The organism is Sporosarcina sp. FSL K6-3508, from assembly GCF_038615825.1.
GTDB classification, from domain to species: domain Bacteria; phylum Bacillota; class Bacilli; order Bacillales_A; family Planococcaceae; genus Sporosarcina; species Sporosarcina newyorkensis.
Genome location: NZ_CP152016.1, coordinates 448,696 through 470,912 on the forward strand (window position 1 = coordinate 448,696; position 22,217 = coordinate 470,912).

Sequence of the window (22,217 nt, forward strand, 5' to 3'; positions counted from 1 at the left end):
GGAAAGGGTGAAAAAGTATGCAATCTGCCGATACGAACGATTATTCCGAAACATTGAAACAATTATTTCATAAATCTGCTGATGTTCAGTTTCAGGTCTATACGTTTAATCAGCGTAATGTGCTGTTTATTACCTGTGAGGCAATGATTGATCAACACTTATTAAATGACGTAATTGTTGAACGCGTTCAGCTTTTCTTCAATAAACTTGAAGAGTTGTCCTTTGAAGAAGCGGTGTCAAGTTATTTACACATTCCTGCATTAAAAAAAGTGGAAGATACAGATGAGATGATAACTGAGGTATATGCCGGAAATGTTCTTCTTTATTTTGAAGATTATAATGTCATTTACTCAAGTACGATTTCCAAAAAGCCAAATCGTAATACGGAAGAAACAAACACAGAAGTAGTTGTGAAAGGACCAAGGGATGGTTTTATTGAAAATATTACCACCAATATTGCCTTGATTCGGAAACGGCTGCCTACGAATTCACTGTGCGTTGAAAAATTCGAAGTAGGAAGAAGGACAAAAACAGCGGTTGCTGTCCTTTATTTTGACGATATTGCAGATAAAGAAATTCTTAAAGGCATAAAGGAAAAAATAAATAAGATTGATATTGATGTCCTCTTTAGCGGGAATATCTTAATGGAGCACCTGGATAAAAAGTCTTATTTATTCCCGAAGCATGACTATACCGGAAGACCAGATTTTGCCATTCAACACCTGGCAAGAGGAAGATTCGTTATCCTCATCGACGGTGTCGCCTATGGGGTGATTATTCCGGTGAATGTATTTCTACTCTTTAAAACGGGTGAGGATAATGAGAATTCAGTTGTTTATACCTCACTAGGGCGATTACTAAGGCTGGTCGGTCTTTTTATAGGTGCGTTCCTTCCCGCATTCTGGCTGGCCTTGACAACGTTTCACCAAAACCAGCTGCCCTCACAATTGTTAGCGACAGTAGTGCAATCGCGTACGGGACTTCCATTACCATCAGGCCTTGAAATGATCCTCATGCTTTTTATATTCGATTTATTTCGTGAGTTCGGTTCACGGGCTCCTGCTGCAATCGGCGGAACAATATCAGTTGTCGGTGGCTTAATAATCGGTGATGCGGCCATCCGGGCGGGGGTTACAAGTCCGGCAATGATTGTCGTCATAGCAAGCTCTATCATTGCATCCTACACCTTAGTGAACCAAACACTGGTTACGACCGTGAGTATATTAAGATATTTTTGCATCCTATTCACATCTTTTTTTGGGCTGGTCGGATTTTTACTCTCGTTTCACTTTATTGTTCTTCATGTAGCCAATATGAGAGTGTTCGGCGTTCCGTATTTGTCTATTGCGGGAGATTTAAGTTGGTCTAAGATTATTAAAACAATATTTCGGCCCCCAGGTAAATACTACACAGAGCGCCCGCAAGATTTAAATCTCAAAGATAAAACGAGGAAGAAACATGAGTAGAAATAAGTGGATTGTTCTTAGTTTACTACTAGTTGCTTTGCTTTCAGGTTGTTGGAATCGAAATGAACCAGAACGGATGCTGTATGTGTATGGTCTCGGTATTGATTATAAAGACGGTGAGTATAATGTATATGTCCAAATTATTGATTATAAAAAAGTGGCAAAATTAGAACAACCTAATACGGATCCTAAGCAATCGGAAACAGGCTTTGCCACTGGTAAAACAATAGACGAAGCAATCTTCAATATATACAATTCAGCGGATCAAAGGATTTATTGGGGGCAGCTCACTTTCATCATCCTATCTGAAGAAGCGTTGAAAAATGGCGCCATGCAAAGTGCTATGGACACTTTTCTTCGTTATAGAGAGACAAGATATCAAGTTTTGCTGTACGGCACGGCTGATTCCGTAAAAGATGTATTGTTAACAGTTCCTATTGTCAATACAGCCATTACATTGTCAAGATTAGGGGATCCTAAGAATACGTATGACCAATCGTCGTCTGTCGAACCAGTTGATATACGCAGAATGGTTATCGGATTAAATGAACCGGGTCACGAAATGGTTATTCCATATATGGAGGTTTCTGAAAACTGGGAAACGGTAACAGGCAAGGATAAAATAGCACAGCTTGCAGGGGGTGGGTTAATTACCCCGAAGGAATTCAAGGGATTCCTGGATGTGGAAAAATTATCTGGATTGAAGTGGATGAATGAGAAGACGCAAAGAGGAGAAGTCACGTTTTCTTTAAATTCGGAAGAAGATTTCATGACAGCTATATTTCAGAAAATAAAAGTGAAAGTAACGCCTGTAGTCGAAGGCGATACAGTGAAATTCGACATTGACGTTCGGATGCAAGGAGAAGTAAGCGCCATTCCTATAAAAATAAATAAGGATGAAATCAGAAAAAAAGCAGAACAAGAAATTAAAAAGCAAATCGAAGAAACCTACAAGGAAGCATTAAAATTAGATGTCGATATTTATCGATTGTCTGAATATTTATATCGGAAGGATGTCAAGGCGTGGAAACGACTTCAAGAAAAGGGGAAGGTCGGATTGTCGGAGAATTCAATACGCACACTGAATGTTAAAATAATCGAACTTAATTCGGATAGAAAAACATTTACGGAAAAAAATAGGTAGCACAAAGATGTGCTACCAACACTTCGCTTATGCTCGCAAAAGCCGTCCAACGTTACAGCTTTTCCTGCTTGTAGGGCTGAATATGGAAAGACTGTTAGTTATATGAGTATCAGAATGATTCAGAAGTTGATAGAGTCAGAGTTTTCCCTAATCGAAACCTGTGAGGTTTAACTTTCCAATAGGGAAATAGGGGAATCCCTAATGGTGAACGTCTAGAATGCGCGTATAATTAAGGATTATAAAGAGAACTTGACGAAAATAGTTTGATAGTCGTATTGTGAGAAAATTTAATTAGGGAATACCCTTACCAAAATTCGGATTAATTAATTTATTTTAGGGTAACAAGTTTAGTATGACTGTGTTCTTTGTTGCGACATTCTGAGAAGGAGTGGAAATGTTCGATGAAAAAGAGATTTGGACTGAATTATTTTAAACCTGTCGAAAGTTATTCTGGGAATTGGTCGGTATTAGAAGAAAAGAACCGTGATTGGGAAAATATGTACCGCCAGCGCTGGTCGCATGACAAAGTAGTCCGTACAACGCACGGCGTGAACTGTACAGGGTCCTGCAGCTGGAAAGTATTTGTCAAGAACGGAATCATCACATGGGAAAACCAGCAGATCGATTATCCTTCCTGCGGTCCGGACATGCCGGAATTCGAACCCCGTGGTTGTCCGCGTGGTGCATCATTCTCTTGGTATGAGTACAGTCCCCTTCGCGTGAAGTATCCCTATATACGAGGGAAGTTATGGCGTATGTGGAATGAAGCACTGCAAGAAACGAAAGATCCGGTGAAGGCTTGGACGGCTATTGTTGAAGATCCGGCGAAGTCGAATGAATACAAGAAAGCACGCGGTAAAGGCGGACATGTCCGAATCCATTGGCGTGATGCGACGATGCTGATCGCGGCACAGCTCATTTATACTGTGCAAAAGTACGGCCCGGACCGTGTAGCAGGGTTTACCCCTATTCCGGCCATGTCGATGGTCAGCTATGCATCCGGCGCACGCTTCATTTCATTATTAGGTGGAGAAATGCTGAGTTTCTATGACTGGTATGCGGATCTGCCGCCATCCTCCCCGCAGATTTGGGGCGAGCAGACAGATGTTCCTGAATCAAGTGACTGGTTCAATGCGGGCTACATCATTATGTGGGGCTCGAACGTACCGTTAACCCGTACGCCAGACGCACACTTCATGACAGAAGTTCGCTATAAAGGAACGAAAGTGGTTTCAGTGGCACCAGACTATGCGGAAAGTGTAACGCACGCAGATGATTGGATCGCAGCAAATCCAGGTACCGATGCGGCAGTTGCGCAGGCAATGACACACGTCATATTGGATGAATTCTATCAGAAACGTAAAGAACCGACTTTCTTAAATTATGCGAAGCAATATACTGATATGCCGTTCTTGATTCTATTAGAACCTCATGAAGATTCCTATAAAGCCGGCAGATTCCTGCGTGCCAGCGATTTGGGTCAGCAATCTGAGCATGCAGAATGGAAACCAATGCTATTCGATGAAGCGAAAGATGAAATTATTGTACCGAACGGGACGATGGGGCAGCGCTGGGAGAAGGACGTCAAGTGGAACTTGCAGCTTGAAAATGAAGACGGCACGTACGTGGAACCGGCACTGTCTGTTGAAAAACATGGAGCCGAGTGGCAGAAAATCCATTTCCCTTATTTCGACCAGAAAGGTAACGGTACATTCAAACGACCGATCCCTGCAATGAAAGTCCAATTCGCAGATGGCACGGAACGCTTGGTGGCGACGACGTATGACGTCATGTTAAGCCAATACGGGGTCAATCGAATTGACAGCGAGCTCGAAGCGACTGGTTATGATGATGTTACTTCTATATATACCCCAGCTTGGCAGGAATCAATCACGAACGTCAAACCTGAACTGGTCACGCAAATCGCGATGGAATTTGCACAAAACGCGATTGATACGGGTGGACGTTCGATGATCATCATGGGGGCGGGAATCAATCACTGGTTCAACAGTGACACGATTTACCGGGCGATCCTGAACTTGGTCACGCTGACGGCATCACAAGGCGTCAACGGCGGTGGCTGGGCGCATTACGTCGGTCAGGAGAAATGCCGTCCGATTGAAGGGTGGAGCACGATTGCGTTTGCGAAAGACTGGCAAGGGCCGCCGCGTCTGCAAAATGCAACGTCATTCTTTTATTTTGCAACCGATCAATGGAAGTACGAAGAGGCAGGTGCCGATACGCTCATGTCACCGCTCGGGGGCGAAGCACGATACAAACATCCGGCGGACTACAATGTACTTGCTGCGCGTCTTGGTTGGCTGCCATCCTATCCGCAGTTTAATAGAAACAGCTTAATGCTCGTTGAAGAAGCAGCGAAACAAGGTAAGACCGAAACAAAAGAAATCGTCGGTCATATCGTTGATCAGCTGAAGTCAGGAGAGTTGCAATTTGCGGCAGAGGATCCGGGAGCACCGGAAAACTTCCCGCGTTCACTGTTCATCTGGCGCTCCAATCTCATCTCCAGTTCAGCTAAAGGTCAAGAATATTTCATGAAACATCTACTCGGCGCTTCCAGCGGTTTACTGGCCCGTCCGAATGAAGACATGAAACCGGAAGAGATGGTTTGGCGAGATGAAGTGGAAGGCAAATTGGATTTAATGGTCGCATTGGATTTCCGGATGACGGCAACACCGCTATACGCCGATCTCGTCTTACCGGCAGCCACTTGGTATGAAAAAGTAGATTTATCGTCTACGGATATGCACCCATTTGTCCACCCGTTTAATCCAGCGGTCAATCCACTATGGGAATCCCGTTCGGACTGGGATATTTACCGGACGATCGCCGAAACGTTCTCGGATATGGCGAAAATTCATTTGCCGGGTGTCTATAAGGACCTCGTTACTTCACCATTGGCACATGATTCGGTTCAAGAGATCGCACAGCCATTTGGCGAAGTGCGCGACTGGAGTAAAGGTGAAATTGAAGCAATTCCGGGCAAAACAATGCCAGGCATGACCATCGTAGAACGTGACTTTACAAAAATCTATGACAAGTACGTTACGCTTGGACCTTTATTGTCAACAGGGAAAACCGGAGCGCACGGTGTCAGTTTCTCCGTGGCAGAGGAATACGAACTGATGAAAGGCATCAATGGTATATACGAGGACGACACGATCAAAGACGGCCTGCCGAAACTTTATACGGCAAAACATGCGGCAGAGGCCATGCTCACGCTGTCTTCAGCAACGAATGGCCGGGTCTCACAGCGTGCATTCGAAGCGGCCGAGCAAGATACGGGCGTCGAGCTGAAGGATATCTCAGCAGACCGGGCGGCCGAGCGCTTCACATTTGCCAACATTACCGCCCAGCCTCGCGAAGTTATTCCGACACCGGTATTTAGCGGGTCGAATAAATTGGGACGCCGCTACTCGCCGTTCACAACGAATATCGAACGGTTGGTTCCGTTCCGGACATTGACCGGCAGACAGCACTTCTACGTGGACCATGAATTCTTCCTTGGATTTGGGGAAGCGTTGCCTGTCTACAAACCGACACTGCCGCCTTTCGTCTTTGCGGATCGGGACGCGGAAATTACCGGAGGTCAGGATGCACTCGTATTACGTTACTTAACGCCGCACGGTAAATGGAACATTCACTCCACGTATCAAGACAATCAGCATATGCTGACATTGTTCCGTGGGGGTCCGACAGTCTGGCTATCGAATCTGGACGCTGAAGAACACGGCATCGACGATAACGATTGGCTGGAAGTTTATAACCGGAACGGTGTCGTCAACGCACGTGCGGTTGTCAGTCACCGAATGCCGAAAGGGACCATGTTCATGTATCACGCACAAGACAAGCATATTCAGATGCCGGGCTCGGAAATTACCGAGCAGCGCGGGGGAAGCCATAATGCACCTACGCGTATTCACATGAAGCCGACTCAAATGGTGGGCGGCTATGCTCAGCTCAGTTATGGATTCAACTATTACGGACCTATCGGAAATCAGCGAGATGTGTATGTCGCGGTCCGCAAGATGAAGGAGGTCAACTGGCTTGAAAATTAAAGCGCAGGTTGCAATGGTAATGAACTTAGACAAGTGTATCGGGTGTCATACGTGCAGTGTGACGTGCAAGACGACTTGGACGAACCGTGAAGGTGCCGAGTATATGTGGTTCAATAACGTTGAAACGAAACCGGGTATCGGTTATCCGAAACGTTGGGAGGACCAGGAGCTTTATAAGGGTGGCTGGCAATTGCGAAAGGGGAAGCTAGAACTGAAATCGGGTTCCAAGCTGTCCAAGATCGCACTCGGTAAAATCTTCTACAATCCGGATATGCCAGAGATGAAAGATTATTATGAGCCATGGACGTATGATTACGAAGAGTTGACGGCCGCGCCGGATCAAAAGCATACACCGGTCGCTCGTGCGAAATCTGTCGTTACAGGCGAATATATGGATCCCGAGTGGGGCCCGAACTGGGAAGACCAGTTGGCTGGTGCGCATATTACAGGACCGACTGATCCGAATATCGAGAAAATTGAAGAAGAAATCAAGTTCAATTTCGAACAAGCGTTCATGATGTATTTGCCTAGACTATGCGAACACTGCCTGAATCCGAGTTGTGTGGCTTCTTGTCCTTCCGGTGCGATGTACAAACGTGACGAAGACGGCATCGTGCTAGTTGACCAGGAAGCTTGCCGTGGCTGGCGTTACTGCATGACAGGTTGCCCGTATAAAAAAGTGTATTTCAACTGGAAGACGAATAAAGCCGAAAAATGCACATTTTGTTTCCCGCGTGTGGAATCGGGATTGCCGACGGTTTGTTCTGAAACTTGCACAGGGCGTATCCGTTACCTCGGCGTCTTGCTATATGATGCGGACCGCGTACAGGAAGCGGCTGCTACGCCCGATCCGAAAGATTTGTATCAAGCGCAGTGTGATTTATTCCTAGACCCGAACGATCCTGAAATCATCGAGCAGGCGATCAAAGACGGGATTACAGAAGACTGGATCCAAGCGGCACAAAATTCACCTGTTTATAAATTGGCGATCGAATATAAGCTGGCTTTCCCATTGCACCCGGAATACCGGACATTGCCAATGGTGTGGTATGTTCCGCCGCTTAGCCCGATCATGAACTATTTTGAAGGAAAAGACTCCATCAAAAATCCGGATATGATCTTCCCGGCAATCGAAGAAATGCGTATACCGCTCCAGTACTTGGCGAATATGCTGACGGCGGGGGATGTAGAAACGGTGAAAGGTGGCTTACAGCGTATGGCGATGATGCGTTCCTATATGCGTGCGATTTCTTCCGGCAAGGAATTTGATGAGACAAAGCTTGAGCGTGTCGGCTTGACGGCGAAACAGACGAAGCAAATGTATCGTTTGCTTGCGATTGCCAAATACGAAGATCGTTTCGTCATCCCGACTTCCCATAAAGAGGGGCAGATGAACGTCTACCGCTCGCAAGGTTCCGCCGGGTATGACAGCATGGGCACATACGGTGAACAAGTGCCGAATCAAAGCCCGTACACCTATTCTGTGATGGGCGTGGACGGTGCTTGTGATGGCTGCGGGCCTGCGTCTCCAGGGGCTCCTGTGAAGACAGGCAAGGAAATATACGAGGAGAATTTCTATGGGGGGATCTGGCGTGATTAATCTCGACCTCTTATATGAAAAGAAAAAAAATTTCGGTTTCTTCTCCAATCAACTGAATTATCCCGAAAAACTAACGTTTCATCCGAATATGTGGGAAGAATTTGTAACACCCGACGCAGCAGGTTATGAAGACTTGCAAACGTATTGGGAAGCTATGAAGACGTATAGTTTGGATGAAATTGAGGAGCTGTACACATACACATTCGACTTCCAAAAGGATGCCACGCTTTTTATGACATTTGTGAAATTTGAGGACTCCAAAGAGCGAGGACAAATGCTGGCGAGATTGAAAGTGCTGTATGAAATGTTCGGTTTGAGTATGCCGGATGAAGAACTGTCTGATTTACTTCCGTTGATGTGCGAATTTATCTACGCAGCCGAATGGAAGGGTGATCCGCGAGCGCAGCAAAGCTTTTCCATGCTGCTAGCGGTCATCGAAGACGGAACCTACTTCTTGATGAAGGCGCTAGAAAAGTATGAAAGCCCTTATTTCTATTTGATTCGGGCGCTGCGTGAAACATGTAAATCGTGTATTCAACGGGAGGTTTCTGCCAATGACTAGTCAATTTCTATGGGTCATTTTTCCTTATATCTGTATGGCAGTATTCATTGTAGGACATATTTTTCGCTACCGTAACGACCAGTTTGGCTGGACGGCGAAATCCAGTGAGTTTATTGAGAAGAAGCAATTGATGATCGGCAGCTTGCTGTTCCATATCGGGATTTTCCCGGTAATCTTGGGACATGTCGCGGGGTTAGGAATTCCGATGGAGTGGACACGGGCGATGGGTATCAGTGACCATATGTACCATCTCGGAGCGGTATGGGGTGGCGGTTTCTTCGGTGTCGTGACGCTTGTCGGAATGATCATCTTGACGTCTCGCCGTTTTACGAAGTCGAACGTTCGGAAATTATCATCCACTTCCGACTTGATCGTCAACTCGTTGTTGCTGTTCATCGTGTTCATCGGTGTATACAGCTCATTGATCACCAATAATATAACACCGGGATTTGACTATCGTGCAACTATTTCCGTATGGTTTCGCTCGTTGCTTATTTTCCAGCCGGAAGCTGCGTATATGGCCGCTGTGCCGATTGCGTTCAAGTTGCATATTTTAACCGGGTTCCTCATTTTTGCGATGTGGCCGTTCACACGTCTGGTGCACGTCTGGAGTGTGCCGTTGAATTATGTAGGCAGAAGTTATATTCTATATAGAAAACATCAGCCGACGAAAAACACACCACGGTGAGCGGATGATGAGAAATAGGAGATCATGTCTATGAAAGGACAACAGAGCTTTAATTTCCAGTCGGCCATCGAACAACTCAGAGAGACCTTTCAGCTTGACTTCGTCGGGTTGGCGCTTGTGGATATCAGTAAGAAACGTCATGAATTGAAGTGGCGTTATGTCAGTGGAAACTTGAGTACTCGTTATCGAAGGATCGTCCTTCAATCGGGAAGAGGAGTTGCGGGACTCGTTTTCAAGATGGGCAAACCGATTATGATTGAGAACGTTGAGGCGCAGTTGGATCCGCAAGATCTATACAACCACCCGATTGTTCTATTCGAAAAGCTCAAAAGCTTTGGAGCAATGCCATTATTCCAAGGCGATCATGTGCAAGGTGTGCTGCTCATCGGGTATCGCAAATCGAACAAAATGACGGAGGAAACATTTGAACAGTTCAAACAAGCAATCGGGACGCAATTCGGACCGTTTTACCTTAAGGAGCGAATGAAAGATGACGTTATCGAACAGTGAAAGCCTAACAAACTTGCTGCAAAAACTATATGACCGTACAACGGAAGCGATGTTCTTCTTTGCAGCTGATGGTCAAATCCTGTCGATGAACGAGGCGGCCAAGGAAATTATTGAACCCGGAATCTATAAAAAGATGCTGGAAGGAGATGCGCGTTCTATCTGCCTGACGTGCCGCGGCTATACGAGTGAAGAGGAGCAAATGACATGTGTCTCTTGTTTCATGTCCAATCCGCAAGAAACGCTGACATCATTTCAACTGTATCTTGAGACGAGAGATTTGGGCGTCTTGCCTTATAGTGCTACGTATCAAGTGATAGACAAAGAGCAACAGATCTCTGTATTGATGTTGCGGAATTTAACTCAACAAACGCAGACGCAGGAAGTATTGCACCAAAAGTTACGCATGCAGCAAGTAATTCTGGCACAAGAAAACGAACGCAAACGGATTTCCAGAGAATTGCATGACGGCGTGGCCCAAGAAATGTTGAGTTCTCTTGTGGATCTGCGCGTCTTGAAATACATGGATGTGAATGACAAGGCACTCGAAAAGCTGCGGCAGACGGAAGGGTCACTGATGCGGTTGTTAGATGAAATCCGCCATCTGTCTGTCGAGTTGCGGCCGGCTGTCCTGGATGATTTTGGCTTGGAGGCCGCGTTTCGGACGCATATTAAAGGCTTGGAAAAGAATTATGGTCTGTATGTTCATCTAGACTCGGACCTGAAGAAAAAACGTTATGAAGGTGAAATCGAAACGGTAGTATATCGAATCGGTCAAGAAGCGATTTTGAATGCAATGAAGTACGCGGAAGTGGAAGATGTGTACTTGAATTTGAAGGAAACAAAAGGGATTTTACAATTACAAGTGTTTGACGAAGGTGTGGGTTTCGACGTCAATAACTTTACGCCGCAGGGCACGGGTCTTGGCCTTTATGGAATGAAAGAACGCGTAGAGCTCGTTGGCGGAGACTTGACGATTGTATCCGGTGCTCAAACTGGAACAAAAGTCCAAGTGGAGATTCCGGTGAAGAAGGAGAGAGCAACGAATGAAAATCATAATCGCTGATGATCATGCAGTCGTCCGCACAGGATTCATGCATATCCTGAATTACCAAGATGATATGGAAGTCGTAGCGACGGCAGCAGATGGATTGGAAGCATATGAATTGGTTGCCAAACATCGGCCGGACATCATTTTGCTTGATTTGAGCATGCCGCCCGGACAAAGCGGTCTGATTGCAACAGGCAAAATACATGAGGACTTTCCTGAAACAAAGATTGTGATCTTAACGATGTACGATGACGAAGAGTATATGTTTCACGTCCTGAAAAATGGAGCGTCAGGCTATATTTTAAAAAATGCGCCTGATGAAGAATTGATCAGCGCCCTTCGTGAAGTATACGATGGTGGAACCTATGTGCATCCGTCCATGGCAACTTCGCTTGTGCGGGAGTTTGTGCAAAAAGACAGGAAACTGGCTGACGAAGATGATCCGTTCAAGATTTTATCCAAACGGGAAATCGAAATCCTGCCGCTCGTCGCGAAAGGTTACGGCAATAAGGAAATTGCAGAAATGCTTTATATCTCAGTAAAAACAGTAGAAGCGCATAAGTCGAAGATGATGGACAAACTTCATTTGAAGAATCGTCCCGAACTGGTCGAATATGCGCTGCGTAAGAAGTTTTTGAATTTCTGATAGGAGGTGAAGGAAGATGGTCAATCCAGGGTTTACGTATTCGCTGCCGGTTTTGCGTGTGCTGGAAAATGAACATCGTTTCTTATCGCATTTGATGAACGAATGGCATGCGATTGTGCTGGATTTCGAAAAGGGAATCTACTCCCGCGAGAAGGGGTTGGATGCGCTCAAGCAATTGCGCAAGTTGGTCATCGAATTCATTGATCCGTTGAAAAACCATACGGAAAAAGAAGAAGGCTATCTGTTTCCAATGCTTTCAAAGTATGTCGGAAGTGAGCAAGGTCCGATCCAGGCGGTTCAAGAGGAGCACGAAGAAATCGATGCATATATCGGTCATTTCCTTCACCATACAAGAGGAGATTTGTCTCAGTTCACACTTGAGATGATGGAAGATGTGGTGAAAGATGCAGGCGAGGCATTTGAGGTCATCATGATTCATTTCGTCAAGGAAGAAAATGTGGTGTTCCCGATGGTGGAGTCTGTGTTGCGGGCGAAAGAGCAAGATGAACTTTTTGAGCAAATGTATACATCGATCTTGCCTAAGTCTTGAGCAAATAGAACGAGAGAGTAAAAGAATGTTGTGGTTGTTTAGTAATTAACTTCAGATTGGATGGATTCCTATGACACAAAAGATCCAACTGCCGCTTCAGACGGCGAATCTAGTTGTCGGTTTCATGGTTTGGGTGCTTATTTCTTCGCTGTTGCCGTTCATCAGTGAAGACATTAATATCCCGCCTGAACGTGTGGCCATCATCACAGCAATCCCGGTAGTGCTCGGTTCGATTTTACGGATACCGCTTGGCTATTATGCCAATGTGTATGGAGCACGTGTTATGTTCTTCATCAGTTTTATCGTGTTATTATTTCCTGTCTACTACATAAGTGAGACCTCAACGGTGACAGGGTTATTGATTGGCGGTACTTTGCTTGGGGTAGGCGGAGCGATTTTCTCCGTTGGGGTTACATCGCTTCCGAAATATTATCCTAAGGAAAAACATGGTTTGGTCAACGGTATATACGGCATGGGGAATATCGGAACGGCGATCACTACGTTTTCTGCACCTGTGCTCGCTATGAAGTTTGGCTGGTCGTTGACTGTCAAAATGTATCTCGTCTTGCTGCTTGTGTTCATCGCGTTGAATTTTTTCTTCGGTGACCGCAAGGAGGTGAAGGTAAAAGCACCAATTGTTGAGCAAATTAAAAGTGTTTATAAAAATGAAAAGCTTTGGTTTTTCTCGCTATTCTATTTCATCACGTTCGGTTCATTCGTGGCATTTACCGTATTTTTGCCGAACTTTCTCGTCAATTACTTTGGACTTGAGAAAGTGGATGCAGGACTCCGGACAGCGGGCTTTATCGTCGTTGCTACGTTACTGCGACCGGTCGGTGGTTGGTTGGGTGACAAGTTTCAGCCGTTATTCTTATTGATGGGCTGTTTTGCCGGTCTGACGGCGGCTTCCATTGTGCTGGCTTTTTCACCTGACATCGCGCTCTATACAGTGGGCAGCATACTGATCGCGGCTGCAGCAGGAATCGGCAATGGTGTCATCTTTAAACTGGTTCCGCTTTATTTCAGTAAGCAAGCTGGTACGGTCAATGGGATTGTCTCGATGATGGGTGGTCTCGGTGGTTTTTTCCCTCCATTGTTATTGGCGACGATCTTCTCAATGACAGGTTCGTATTCGATTGGTTTCATGGCGTTTTCTCAAGTCTCACTCGCCAGTCTTGTATTGGTCGTTTGGCTTTATTACATGGACCGTGTGAGTCTGTCAAAAGAAGTATTTGATTCGACAAAGCAAGGGATTCTCGTGACGAATCAGACAGGTGTCATTGTATCGGTCAATCCGGCATTTACGGAACTGACAGGATATAGTGAAGAGGAAGTGCTTGGCAAAAGTCCGAACGTCTTGAGTTCCGGCCGGCACGAGAGAGCATACTACGATGAAATGTGGCGGCAGATCGAAGAAGAGGGCGTTTGGCATGGTGAGATTTGGAACAAGAAGAAAAACGGTGAAGAGTATTTGGAGTTCCTTTCTATCAGTGCCGTGAGAGATGGAACGGGGGACGTGGTCCGATATGTCGGATCGTTCAGTGATATCAGTCCTGTTGCAGGCGAGGGCAATCGGTTTAGTTAACCGATGCCCTTGCTTCTTGTCAAATGAAAGGAAGTAGATAAAGTGGAAAATCGCTATTCGAGACAAACATTATTTCAGCCAATCGGGCAATTCGGGCAGCGCCAGTTAACGGAGGCGCATGCAGTCATTATCGGTTGCGGTGCACTCGGTTCTGCAATTTCCGAGACGCTTGTGCGAGCGGGGATCGGCAAAGTGACGCTGGCTGACCGTGATTATGTAGAAGCTTCCAATTTGCAGCGGCAACAATTATTCAATGAAGCCGATGCGAAAGGAAGCATGCCGAAAGTGGTGGCGGCAGAACGGCGATTGCGATCGATCCGCGAAGATGTAGAAATCCGGACGGTGCTCGATCATGTGGATGGTCCCATTTTGGAAGAGATCTCCCAAGATGCTGACCTGCTGCTCGATGCGACGGATAATTTCGAGACGCGCTTGCTGATCAATGATGCGGCTTGGAAACTGAATATTCCATGGATCTATGGCGCAGTTGTCGGCAGTTCCGGCAGCGCGTTTCCTTTCATTCCGGGCGAGACTCCTTGTTTTCGCTGTCTGCTTCCAGTACTCCCTGCTGTTAATGAAACATGTGATACAGTAGGAGTCATCGCGCCTGCCGTTCAGATATCTGCGGCACATCAAAGTGCAGAAGCGTTGAAATGGCTGACAGGAAATACGTCCGCCATGCGCACGAAACTTCTGCATTTTGATGTGTGGAACAATACATCTGTCGAAGCGGGAATTAGTCGAATGAAGAACCCCGATTGTGAAACGTGTGGAAGTCATCCGACATACCCTGCGCTGCATGCGCAATCCGGCACGCAATACGCAGTGCTTTGCGGACGCGACACCGTACAGATTATCCCGGATGCCGACCGCGAATTGACGGTAGCGGATGGAGTGCGTGTCGCCCGGCAACTAGGGATGAAATATCGTGAAACGCCATTTTTCGTAGAGTTCCATGCGGAGAATTATCGCTGCATTTTATTCGGCAATGGTCGGTTACTCATACATGGACTGAAGGACATGCGGACTGGAAGGAAATTGTATCATTCATTATTCGGTTAAGGGGGAGCAGAATATGGAAGAATCTCATTTACCAAAGCAAGCGCGCATGAAGTCCATTGCGGTCGCTGTCTTGACGATTAGTGATTCGAGGACAGAAGCGGATGACAAGAGCGGGAAAATCATTCGGGAGAAGTTGGAGGATGCAGGGCATCAAGTGAGGGAATATGGCATCTGTTTGGACGAAGGTGAGCATATTGTGCAGCAACTATCGGATTGGTTGGCGGATTCCTCGATTCAAGCGATGATTTTCACAGGCGGGACGGGCATTGGAGCACGTGATATTACGGTGGAGATGGTAACTCCTTATTTTACGAAGCCGTTGGATGGATTTGGCGAATTGTTTCGCTTTTTGAGCTATACCGAAGATGTCGGTTCGAAGGCGTTGTTGAGTCGTGCGGCGGCGGGGGCGATTGGTTTGCAAGTGGTGTTCCTGCTTCCAGGCTCTTCGAAAGCGGTAGCGCTTGCGATGGACAAGTTGATTTTGCCGGAGTTGCCGCATATTGCGCATGAGTTGACGAAGCATTTGGAAGGTTGAGTGATTTGGTTTGGGTGTATGAGCGTGGATTCGAGGTTTATGATCGAGTCTGGGTTGTTTATGAGTGGTAATGCGGTTGTTATGATCGCACGGAGAGATTTATGAGCGGTTGGCAGTTGTTTATGATCGCGGGCTGACAGATTTTCCGCTCCATAACCCAGCCAATAAAAAAACGCGCGACGTTCAGTCTGCGCGTTGGTAGTCTCCGTTTTTGCCGCCAGTTTTGTTTTGCAGCATGGTCGGTCCGATGACCATCTCTTTGCCGGCAGCTTTGCACATATCGTAAATGGTGAGGGCGGCGGCGGAAGCGGCGGTCAAAGCTTCCATTTCAACGCCGGTTACACCTTTCGTTTTGACTTCGGCTTGGATATGGACTTCGTAATGGGCGTTTTCCTCGTCAATTTCCCAATCAAATCGGACGTCGACGCCGGTTAACGGCAATGGATGGCACATCGGAATGATCGTTGCCGTATTTTTAGCGGCCATGATCGCGGCCACTTGAGCGACCGCGAAGACATCACCTTTTTTATTCGTGCCGTGGGTGATCTGTTCATGGATTGACTCGTTGACGATGATCGAAGAAGTCGCAATGGCGGTGCGCAAAGTGATTTCCTTGCCTGATACGTCAACCATCTTGGCGCGACCTTGTTCATTAAAGTGAGTGAGTTCGGACATGTTGAACATCCTTTCATTTCATTGTACTTGTTAGTATATCAAAAGAAAGAGGAGATGTAAGTGGTAGAAATTCGAAAACCTATTCAAGTGGCAGAAGCTGTGGAACGCGTCATGTCACATGTGCATAAGTTGGGAACAGAAATGCTTCTTTTAGAAGATACATACGGCAGAGTGCTCGCGGAACCGATCATCGCGAAGCATGATGTCCCTCCTTTTGATCGTTCACCGTATGACGGCTTTGCTATTCGCGCGGCGGATTCAGCAGGTGCTTCAGGAGATGCTCGCAAATCGTTTCAAGTAATTGGTGAAATCGGAGCGGGTCATGTGGCGGACCGGTCGATTGAAGAAGGGGAATCCTACCGCATCATGACAGGAGCACTGATTCCGGAACAGGCGGACGCGGTCGTTATGCTCGAGCAGACGGTGGAAAATGAAAAGGGCTTCACGCTGCGAAAGCCGTTTGAAGCGGGTGAGAATATTTCACGACAAGGGGAAGACGCAAAGAAAGGTGAGCGATTGATCGAAGCGGGGACAGTCATTCATCCCGGAACGATTGCACTGCTTGCGACGTTTGGATATTCACAAGTGCGTGTTGCGAAGCGGCCGATTGCCGGCGTGTTGTCGACTGGGACGGAGTTGCTCGACGTAGCGGATGAGTTGGTGCCGGGGAAGATCCGGAATTCCAATGGTCCGATGATCCGTGCACAATTGACGCGAATGGGTGTCGAGTCGAAATCATACGGCATGATGGAAGATGACTTGGATGCGTGTACGGAGATTGTTGAGCGCGCGCTTCAGGAGATGGATTTCCTTATTACGACAGGCGGAGTATCGGTCGGGGATTATGATTATTTGCCGGCGATATACGAGCGGCTTGGAGCGGAAGTGCTATTCAATAAAGTGGCTATGCGCCCGGGAAGTGTGACGACAGTGGCGGTGCTTGGTGAAAAGTTGCTGTTTGGGCTTTCGGGTAATCCGTCCGCATGCTTTACAGGATTCGAATTGTTTACACGTCCCGCCATCCTTTCAATGATGGGTTGCGTTGCACCGTTTATGCCGCAGATCCAAGCGAAACTCGGAGATGATTTCAAGAAAGCGAATCCTTTCACTCGTTTTGTCCGGGCATCTTGGAGCATGACATCTGAGGGGATTGTCGCAACACCTGCTGGTTTCAATAAATCAAGCGCGGTGTCTTCCATTGCACGAGGCAACTGTATCATCGTCTTGCCGAGCGGAACACGCGGCTTCGAAAAAGGAATGACCGTGGACGTGCTCTTACTCGGAGCGGAGCAGGGTGTGGAGCGATGGGAACTGTGAAAACACTGCATGTCGTAGGCTACAAGAACAGCGGCAAAACGACGTTGGTCTCCCATTGGATTACCGTGCTTCAGCGTCTTGGGATGAAGGTCGCCATATTGAAGCATCATGGACACGGCGGCGCGCCTGAGCTGCCTCCCAATCATACCGATACGGTACAATTTCTGAAAGCAGGAGCCATCTCGACCGTAGTGGCGGGTGGGGGTATGATACAATTGATTCAACAGAAAGAACATTTATTTCAAGAGCTTAAGGCACTGGCAGCTTCCGCGGAACCGGATGTTTTGCTGATAGAAGGCTATAAGAAGGAAGCCGGAGATAAAGTGGTGCTCATTCGTCATGAAAAAGATTGGGCGGAGTTGAAATCACTCTCTGGAATCATCAAAGTAGTGAACACAGAGGAAATCTTCGCAGACAAGATGGCACTGGATAACTGGCTGCAAGAATGGGTTCAGGAGGCGATGACAGATGAAACAATTTGAACTAGTGGATACACCAATCGATCCGCAGAAATACAGCGAGTTCGTCTTGCATCCGGCAGCTGGCGCAGTGACTGTCTTCACAGGGCATGTGCGCGAATGGACGCATGGCGTTCGTACATTATATCTCGCGTATGAAGCATATATTCCGATGGCGGAAAAGAAACTCGCGGAAATCGGTGCGGAGATGGAAGAGAAGTGGCCGGGCGTTCGAGTGGCGATGGCGCATCGGATTGGCGAACTGAAAATATCGGATATTGCCGTCGTGATCGCAGTTTCATCACCTCATAGAAAAGCTGCGTATGAAGCGAATGAATACGCGATCGAGCGAATCAAGGAAGTTGTGCCCATTTGGAAGAAGGAAATCTGGGAAGATGGCGAAGAGTGGATCGGTGCACAAAAGAAATATCCAGAGAAAGGGAGCAGGTAACAATGATTACAGTTCATTACTTTGCAAGGCTGCGAGAGTTGACGGGTAAAGGAGAGGAATCATTGGATCGTGCTCCTTTGACAGTGGAAGAATTATTGGATTGGGCGGAAACGACGTATCCAGGTTTTGGAAAAGACACGATTCATGTGGCGGTAAATGAAGAATATGCCCGGAAAGAAGACGTGATTCAAGCGGGCGATGTGTGTGCATTCATTCCGCCAGTGAGTGGTGGATGAAGCGGACGGCCGGGATTTTATTGGCAGGCGGACAGTCACGCCGATTCGGTTCCCCAAAGGCATTTGCGGAATATAAAGGGGCTCCATTTTATCACTATTCATTACAGGCATTGAACCCTTTTTGTGAAGAAATTATTGTCGCTACGCGTACTGAGTTTGTCGATAAATTTCCGAAAGATCTTTGCGTCACAACCGATCTCGTACAATTTTCTGGGATGGGACCGTTGGCGGGAATATTGTCTGGCATGGAAGCAGTCGAAGCCGATCATTATATTGTTTTGCCGTGTGATATGCCGTTCATACAACAAAGCGTTATCGCGCGTTTAGTGGACGAGCATTCTGGAGGCGTTTCGGCAGTGACGGTAGAAGGGAAACGCCATCCGCTTGTTTCGATTTGGCAAGCCTCTGCGAAACCGATGATCCGTCGGGCGTTAATAGAGGATAACCGTCGCGTTATGCATGTACAGGCGCAGCTTAACGGGCGATGGATTGAAGGAAGTTCGCTGACGGATTCACCAGAACTCGTGTTTAAAAATGTTAATACGCCATGTGAAATAGAAAGGAGATGAGGAAGATGGATGCCATCGTAGATCAGCTCGGAAGACCAATCAGGGATTTGCGGATTTCAGTGACGGATCGCTGTAATTTCCGCTGTACGTATTGCATGCCGAAAGAAATCTTCGGTGACGATTTTCTGTTTTTAGCGAAGGATGAGTTGCTGTCATTTGAAGAGTTGGAACGTCTGGCAAGGATCTTTGCTGAGCTGGGCGTAAAAAAACTCCGGCTGACCGGCGGTGAACCTTTGATGCGCCGTAATTTACCTGAATTGATCCGAAAGCTGCATGACATCAAAGGAATTGAAGACATCGGGTTGACGACGAATGCGGTATTGCTCGGGCAGTATGCGCAGCCCCTATACGATGTAGGCTTGCGGCGCTTGAACATTAGCTTGGATGCCCTCGACGCAGAACTGTTTGGTCAGATCAATGGCCGTGGTATTTCACCGGATCTCATTCTCAAAAATATTAAAAAGGCACAAGATATCGGCTTTACGATCAAAGTAAATATGGTCGTCCAAAAGGGAGTCAATGAAAGCCAAATTCTCCCGATGGCTACGTATTTCAAGAATATGGGGATCACGTTACGTTATATCGAGTTCATGGATGTCGGCAATGACAATGGCTGGAGTTTCGATAAGGTGGTCACTAAAAAGGAAATTTATGAGATGCTTGCCGCGGTTTATGACATGGAGCCTGCGGAAGAAGAGTATTACGGCGAGGTGGCAAAACGCTATCGCTACACGGATACAGGAGCGGAAGTCGGCTTCATCACGTCGGTTTCGGAATCATTTTGTTCAACTTGTACGCGCTCGCGCCTGTCTTCAGAAGGTAAGTTGTATACATGTTTATTCGCATCCGAAGGCTTTGACATTCGAAAGTTGATTCGCTCAGGCAAGACGGATGAGGAGTTGCTAGATGAAATTGCAGCGGTTTGGAGAAAGAGAACTGATCGATATTCGGACGAACGATCAGAGCAGACCGTGAAGAACCGCAAGAAAATTGATATGAACTATATCGGTGGCTGAAGGAGCGATTTCTATGAAACCTACATTGTATATTTGTCGTGAAATGCCGGAAGAACTCCTCGCACCGCTTCGTGAGTTATACGAAGTGGAGATGTGGCAATCCACGAGTGAGGCGGTGCCACGCGATGTGCTGTTGCAAAAAATCGCGACCGCAAATGCGTTATGGACGGTTATTTCCGATCAAATTAATGAAGAAGTGCTGGAGACTGCTTCACATCTAAAAATCATTGTGAACATGGCAGTCGGCTACAATAATATTGACGTGGAAGCGGCTAAAGCGCGAGGTATTATCGTGACGAATACACCGGATGTTCTGACGGAAACAACTGCGGATTTGGCATTTGCTTTATTGATGGCAACCGCTCGCGATCTGATCGGGGCGGAAAATGCATTGCGTGAAGGCAGATGGACATCATGGGAGCCGCTTGGTTTTACAGGTTTGGATATCTACGGTTCGACGCTTGGCATCATCGGCATGGGACGGATCGGTGAAGCAGTCATGCGCCGTGCGAAAGGTTTTGATATGAAGGTGCTGTACCATAACCGCAGCAGGAAACAGGAGACGGAAGAAATGTACGGCTGTCAGTACGCCGAGCTTCCCGAGTTGCTTGCACAATCTGATTTCGTGCTCATCTTAGTGCCGTACAGCGAGGAGACAAAAGGGTTGATTGGAGCAAAAGAACTGGCTCAAATGAAAGAGACAGCGATTCTGATCAACGTCGCACGTGGCGGGATCGTCGATGAAGAGGCATTGTTCCAAGCGTTGCATACGAAAAAAATCCATGCAGCCGGATTGGATGTCTTCGAGACGGAACCTGTTCCCCTAGATCATCCATTGCTGACGCTTCCGAATGTGACGGTGCTGCCGCATATCGGAAGTGCGACTGTCCAAACACGTTTGGCTATGATGAAACTCAATGAACAAGCACTGCAGGCATGGGCCAAAGGCGAAGAACCGAACAATCGAGTAACTTAAGTTAACTACATGAAGAAGCGCGGATAATCCATTAGGATTATCCGCGCTTTTTATCCATCCGTTTTATCAATAAACAACCATATCGCAGCGGATAGCTCAATTGTACGATGTTGCAGGTCGGTGCCTTCATAGGCCTGGCGGAAAGAGCGTACGACCGATTCTAGCAAATACATCCGGGGGGATTCACTCGTCATTTCTTCAAAAAGAAACTGTGCATAGAGCTTTCCGGTATTTTCGTCGGCGGGCAGTTGTCCGATGAAATCCCGCAGTTCCCCGACGAGCACTTCTTGCGTCATCGGATGAAATTCCGCATGCGCCAGAATCCTCTCCACTAGATCTTGCGGCAAAAAATGCGCATTCTTTTTAACGACATCTGGAACGATGGCTTCCATGCGTTGCATGACATAATCCACTAGCTGTTTCGTATCTAGGTGTTCAGTCGTTGAACCTTTCCAGATATGCAGCGAATGTTGCACGCAGCCAAAAAATAAAGAAGCACAATCGTACGAATAAGGCTTCACTTCTTCTCCATATATATTCACCAAACGCTTGGCAATCCAAGCCAATTCCCTGAAGTGCATCTGTTTGACGAACTGCCGCAGTTCATCATCAGGCGAATGGACAATCGTTTCAAATAAAGGAAGCAAATTCTGCTCCCGATTCATCATCAGGCGAATTTGGATCTGATCGGATAAAAGCTGGGGATTGGTCAAGTCTTTCCCGATGGCGAGTTCATTCCTCCGTAAATAGGATAGGTGGTACGCATCTCTCAAAATAGCCATCAAACATTCATTTTTTGAAGAGAAATAGTTATAGAAAGTCCCTTTTGAAATAGAGGCTTCATCCAATATGTCTTGAATGGATGTAGATTGAAAACCTTTCTCTGTAAACAGTTGTTTAGCAGTTTGCAGTACATGTTTTTTTCGATCATTCACTCTTAATCACCTATGTCTTTTAACTTGAATTATACTTTGGGTACAACTAGTATAGTAAACAATAAACCCTTTGTTATCAACTTTTTTAGACTTTCAATTTTTTTAGTTGAAA

General features: G+C 46.7%; 22 protein-coding genes. 20 read left to right on the forward strand and 2 right to left on the reverse strand.

The annotated features are described in order from the left end of the window. The first annotated feature begins 17 nt into the window (after positions 1–17). The 13 genes from MKX97_RS02110 to MKX97_RS02170 all read left to right on the forward strand — a co-directional run bounded on the left by MKX97_RS02110 (position 18) and on the right by MKX97_RS02170 (position 15,472). Positions 18–1,466 carry a spore germination protein gene (locus MKX97_RS02110; protein WP_342536829.1) on the forward strand — a complete coding sequence of 483 codons (1,449 nt, stop codon included), beginning with the start codon at positions 18–20 and terminating at the stop codon, positions 1,464–1,466. Beyond that, positions 1,459–2,610, forward strand: a complete 1,152-nt coding sequence (locus MKX97_RS02115; RefSeq protein WP_221837870.1) for a Ger(x)C family spore germination protein — start codon at positions 1,459–1,461, stop codon at positions 2,608–2,610. The genes MKX97_RS02110 and MKX97_RS02115 overlap by 8 nt, the downstream gene beginning before the upstream one ends. A gap of 401 nt (positions 2,611–3,011) precedes the next feature. After that, positions 3,012–6,686, forward strand: coding sequence for a nitrate reductase subunit alpha (locus MKX97_RS02120; RefSeq protein ID WP_342536830.1), 3,675 nt, complete (start codon positions 3,012–3,014; stop codon positions 6,684–6,686). Next, a complete protein-coding gene (narH, locus tag MKX97_RS02125) occupies positions 6,676–8,286 on the forward strand; it encodes a nitrate reductase subunit beta (protein ID WP_342536831.1) in 1,611 nt (536 codons plus the stop codon). Before MKX97_RS02120 ends, narH begins: the two co-directional genes overlap by 11 nt. After that, positions 8,279–8,848 carry a nitrate reductase molybdenum cofactor assembly chaperone gene (narJ, locus tag MKX97_RS02130; RefSeq protein WP_342536832.1) on the forward strand — a complete coding sequence of 190 codons (570 nt, stop codon included), beginning with the start codon at positions 8,279–8,281 and terminating at the stop codon, positions 8,846–8,848. Before narH ends, narJ begins: the two co-directional genes overlap by 8 nt. Then, a complete protein-coding gene (gene narI, locus MKX97_RS02135) occupies positions 8,841–9,536 on the forward strand; it encodes a respiratory nitrate reductase subunit gamma (RefSeq protein WP_009766333.1) in 696 nt (231 codons plus the stop codon). Before narJ ends, narI begins: the two co-directional genes overlap by 8 nt. Positions 9,537–9,566: 30 nt before the next feature. Continuing rightward, positions 9,567–10,046, forward strand: coding sequence for a GAF domain-containing protein (locus MKX97_RS02140; protein ID WP_078817454.1), 480 nt, complete (start codon positions 9,567–9,569; stop codon positions 10,044–10,046). Continuing rightward, positions 10,027–11,109 (forward strand): sensor histidine kinase, encoded by a 1,083-nt coding sequence (locus MKX97_RS02145; RefSeq protein ID WP_078817453.1) that lies wholly within the window; start codon positions 10,027–10,029, stop codon positions 11,107–11,109. The genes MKX97_RS02140 and MKX97_RS02145 overlap by 20 nt, the downstream gene beginning before the upstream one ends. After that, positions 11,090–11,740, forward strand: a complete 651-nt coding sequence (locus tag MKX97_RS02150; RefSeq protein ID WP_009766330.1) for a response regulator transcription factor — start codon at positions 11,090–11,092, stop codon at positions 11,738–11,740. The genes MKX97_RS02145 and MKX97_RS02150 overlap by 20 nt, the downstream gene beginning before the upstream one ends. 16 nt (positions 11,741–11,756) lie before the next feature. Further along, on the forward strand, positions 11,757–12,290 hold the full coding sequence (locus MKX97_RS02155; RefSeq protein WP_221837859.1) for a hemerythrin domain-containing protein: 534 nt from the start codon (positions 11,757–11,759) through the stop codon (positions 12,288–12,290). 70 nt (positions 12,291–12,360) lie between these two features. Beyond that, entirely contained in the window at positions 12,361–13,875 is a 1,515-nt protein-coding gene (locus MKX97_RS02160; protein WP_342536835.1) for an MFS transporter, read from the forward strand. Positions 13,876–13,917: 42 nt separating this feature from the next. After that, positions 13,918–14,937: a ThiF family adenylyltransferase gene (locus MKX97_RS02165; protein ID WP_342536836.1), complete on the forward strand. Its 1,020-nt coding sequence runs from the start codon at positions 13,918–13,920 to the stop codon at positions 14,935–14,937. A gap of 13 nt (positions 14,938–14,950) precedes the next feature. Continuing rightward, positions 14,951–15,472, forward strand: coding sequence for a MogA/MoaB family molybdenum cofactor biosynthesis protein (locus MKX97_RS02170; RefSeq protein ID WP_342536837.1), 522 nt, complete (start codon positions 14,951–14,953; stop codon positions 15,470–15,472). Between the two features lie 183 nt (positions 15,473–15,655). Here the strand turns inward: MKX97_RS02170 and moaC are convergent, their stop codons facing one another. Continuing rightward, positions 15,656–16,147, reverse strand: a complete 492-nt coding sequence (gene moaC, locus MKX97_RS02175; protein WP_221837857.1) for a cyclic pyranopterin monophosphate synthase MoaC — start codon at positions 16,145–16,147, stop codon at positions 15,656–15,658. Positions 16,148–16,207: 60 nt separating this feature from the next. Between moaC and glp the strand changes: the two genes are divergently transcribed. The 7 genes from glp to MKX97_RS02210 are packed head-to-tail and all read left to right on the forward strand — an operon-like array spanning position 16,208 to position 21,170. After that, on the forward strand, positions 16,208–17,464 hold the full coding sequence (gene glp / locus MKX97_RS02180; protein ID WP_342536838.1) for a gephyrin-like molybdotransferase Glp: 1,257 nt from the start codon (positions 16,208–16,210) through the stop codon (positions 17,462–17,464). Beyond that, the gene (gene mobB, locus MKX97_RS02185; RefSeq protein WP_342536840.1) at positions 17,452–17,946 is read left to right on the forward strand and encodes a molybdopterin-guanine dinucleotide biosynthesis protein B; all 495 of its coding nucleotides are present in this window, start codon (positions 17,452–17,454) and stop codon (positions 17,944–17,946) included. Before glp ends, mobB begins: the two co-directional genes overlap by 13 nt. Further along, complete coding sequence (locus MKX97_RS02190) at positions 17,933–18,373, forward strand: molybdenum cofactor biosynthesis protein MoaE (RefSeq protein ID WP_340758128.1); 441 nt, start codon at positions 17,933–17,935, stop codon at positions 18,371–18,373. The genes mobB and MKX97_RS02190 overlap by 14 nt, the downstream gene beginning before the upstream one ends. Positions 18,374–18,375: 2 nt before the next feature. Beyond that, a complete protein-coding gene (gene moaD / locus MKX97_RS02195; RefSeq protein ID WP_078817445.1) occupies positions 18,376–18,609 on the forward strand; it encodes a molybdopterin converting factor subunit 1 in 234 nt (77 codons plus the stop codon). Next, complete coding sequence (locus MKX97_RS02200; protein ID WP_342536841.1) at positions 18,576–19,178, forward strand: molybdenum cofactor guanylyltransferase; 603 nt, start codon at positions 18,576–18,578, stop codon at positions 19,176–19,178. The genes moaD and MKX97_RS02200 overlap by 34 nt, the downstream gene beginning before the upstream one ends. Then, positions 19,175–20,194: a GTP 3',8-cyclase MoaA gene (gene moaA / locus MKX97_RS02205; protein WP_342536842.1), complete on the forward strand. Its 1,020-nt coding sequence runs from the start codon at positions 19,175–19,177 to the stop codon at positions 20,192–20,194. Before MKX97_RS02200 ends, moaA begins: the two co-directional genes overlap by 4 nt. Before the next feature lie 13 nt (positions 20,195–20,207). Then, positions 20,208–21,170 (forward strand): D-glycerate dehydrogenase, encoded by a 963-nt coding sequence (locus MKX97_RS02210; RefSeq protein WP_342536843.1) that lies wholly within the window; start codon positions 20,208–20,210, stop codon positions 21,168–21,170. 50 nt (positions 21,171–21,220) lie between these two features. On the opposite strand, the gene MKX97_RS02215 is transcribed toward MKX97_RS02210, so the two are convergent. Then, positions 21,221–22,105, reverse strand: a complete 885-nt coding sequence (locus tag MKX97_RS02215; RefSeq protein ID WP_342536844.1) for a TetR/AcrR family transcriptional regulator — start codon at positions 22,103–22,105, stop codon at positions 21,221–21,223. Positions 22,106–22,217 lie beyond the last annotated feature (112 nt).

Bases quoted from the DNA above. Each gene is read 5' to 3' on its own strand.
- MKX97_RS02160 (WP_342536835.1), top strand. From the start codon at position 12,361: ATGACACAAAAGATCCAACTGCCGCTTCAGACGGCGAATCTAGTTGTC.
- MKX97_RS02115 (WP_221837870.1), top strand. From the start codon at position 1,459: ATGAGTAGAAATAAGTGGATTGTTCTTAGTTTACTACTAGTTGCTTTG.
- moaA (WP_342536842.1), top strand. From the start codon at position 19,175: ATGAGGAAGATGGATGCCATCGTAGATCAGCTCGGAAGACCAATCAGG.
- MKX97_RS02120 (WP_342536830.1), top strand. From the start codon at position 3,012: ATGAAAAAGAGATTTGGACTGAATTATTTTAAACCTGTCGAAAGTTAT.
- moaD (WP_078817445.1), top strand. From the start codon at position 18,376: ATGATTACAGTTCATTACTTTGCAAGGCTGCGAGAGTTGACGGGTAAA.
- MKX97_RS02170 (WP_342536837.1), top strand. From the start codon at position 14,951: ATGGAAGAATCTCATTTACCAAAGCAAGCGCGCATGAAGTCCATTGCG.
- MKX97_RS02155 (WP_221837859.1), top strand. From the start codon at position 11,757: ATGGTCAATCCAGGGTTTACGTATTCGCTGCCGGTTTTGCGTGTGCTG.
- MKX97_RS02150 (WP_009766330.1), top strand. From the start codon at position 11,090: ATGAAAATCATAATCGCTGATGATCATGCAGTCGTCCGCACAGGATTC.
- mobB (WP_342536840.1), top strand. From the start codon at position 17,452: ATGGGAACTGTGAAAACACTGCATGTCGTAGGCTACAAGAACAGCGGC.
- moaC (WP_221837857.1), bottom strand. From the start codon at position 16,147: ATGTCCGAACTCACTCACTTTAATGAACAAGGTCGCGCCAAGATGGTT.
- MKX97_RS02210 (WP_342536843.1), top strand. From the start codon at position 20,208: ATGAAACCTACATTGTATATTTGTCGTGAAATGCCGGAAGAACTCCTC.
- MKX97_RS02110 (WP_342536829.1), top strand. From the start codon at position 18: ATGCAATCTGCCGATACGAACGATTATTCCGAAACATTGAAACAATTA.
- narI (WP_009766333.1), top strand. From the start codon at position 8,841: ATGACTAGTCAATTTCTATGGGTCATTTTTCCTTATATCTGTATGGCA.
- MKX97_RS02140 (WP_078817454.1), top strand. From the start codon at position 9,567: ATGAAAGGACAACAGAGCTTTAATTTCCAGTCGGCCATCGAACAACTC.
- MKX97_RS02145 (WP_078817453.1), top strand. From the start codon at position 10,027: ATGACGTTATCGAACAGTGAAAGCCTAACAAACTTGCTGCAAAAACTA.
- MKX97_RS02190 (WP_340758128.1), top strand. From the start codon at position 17,933: ATGAAACAATTTGAACTAGTGGATACACCAATCGATCCGCAGAAATAC.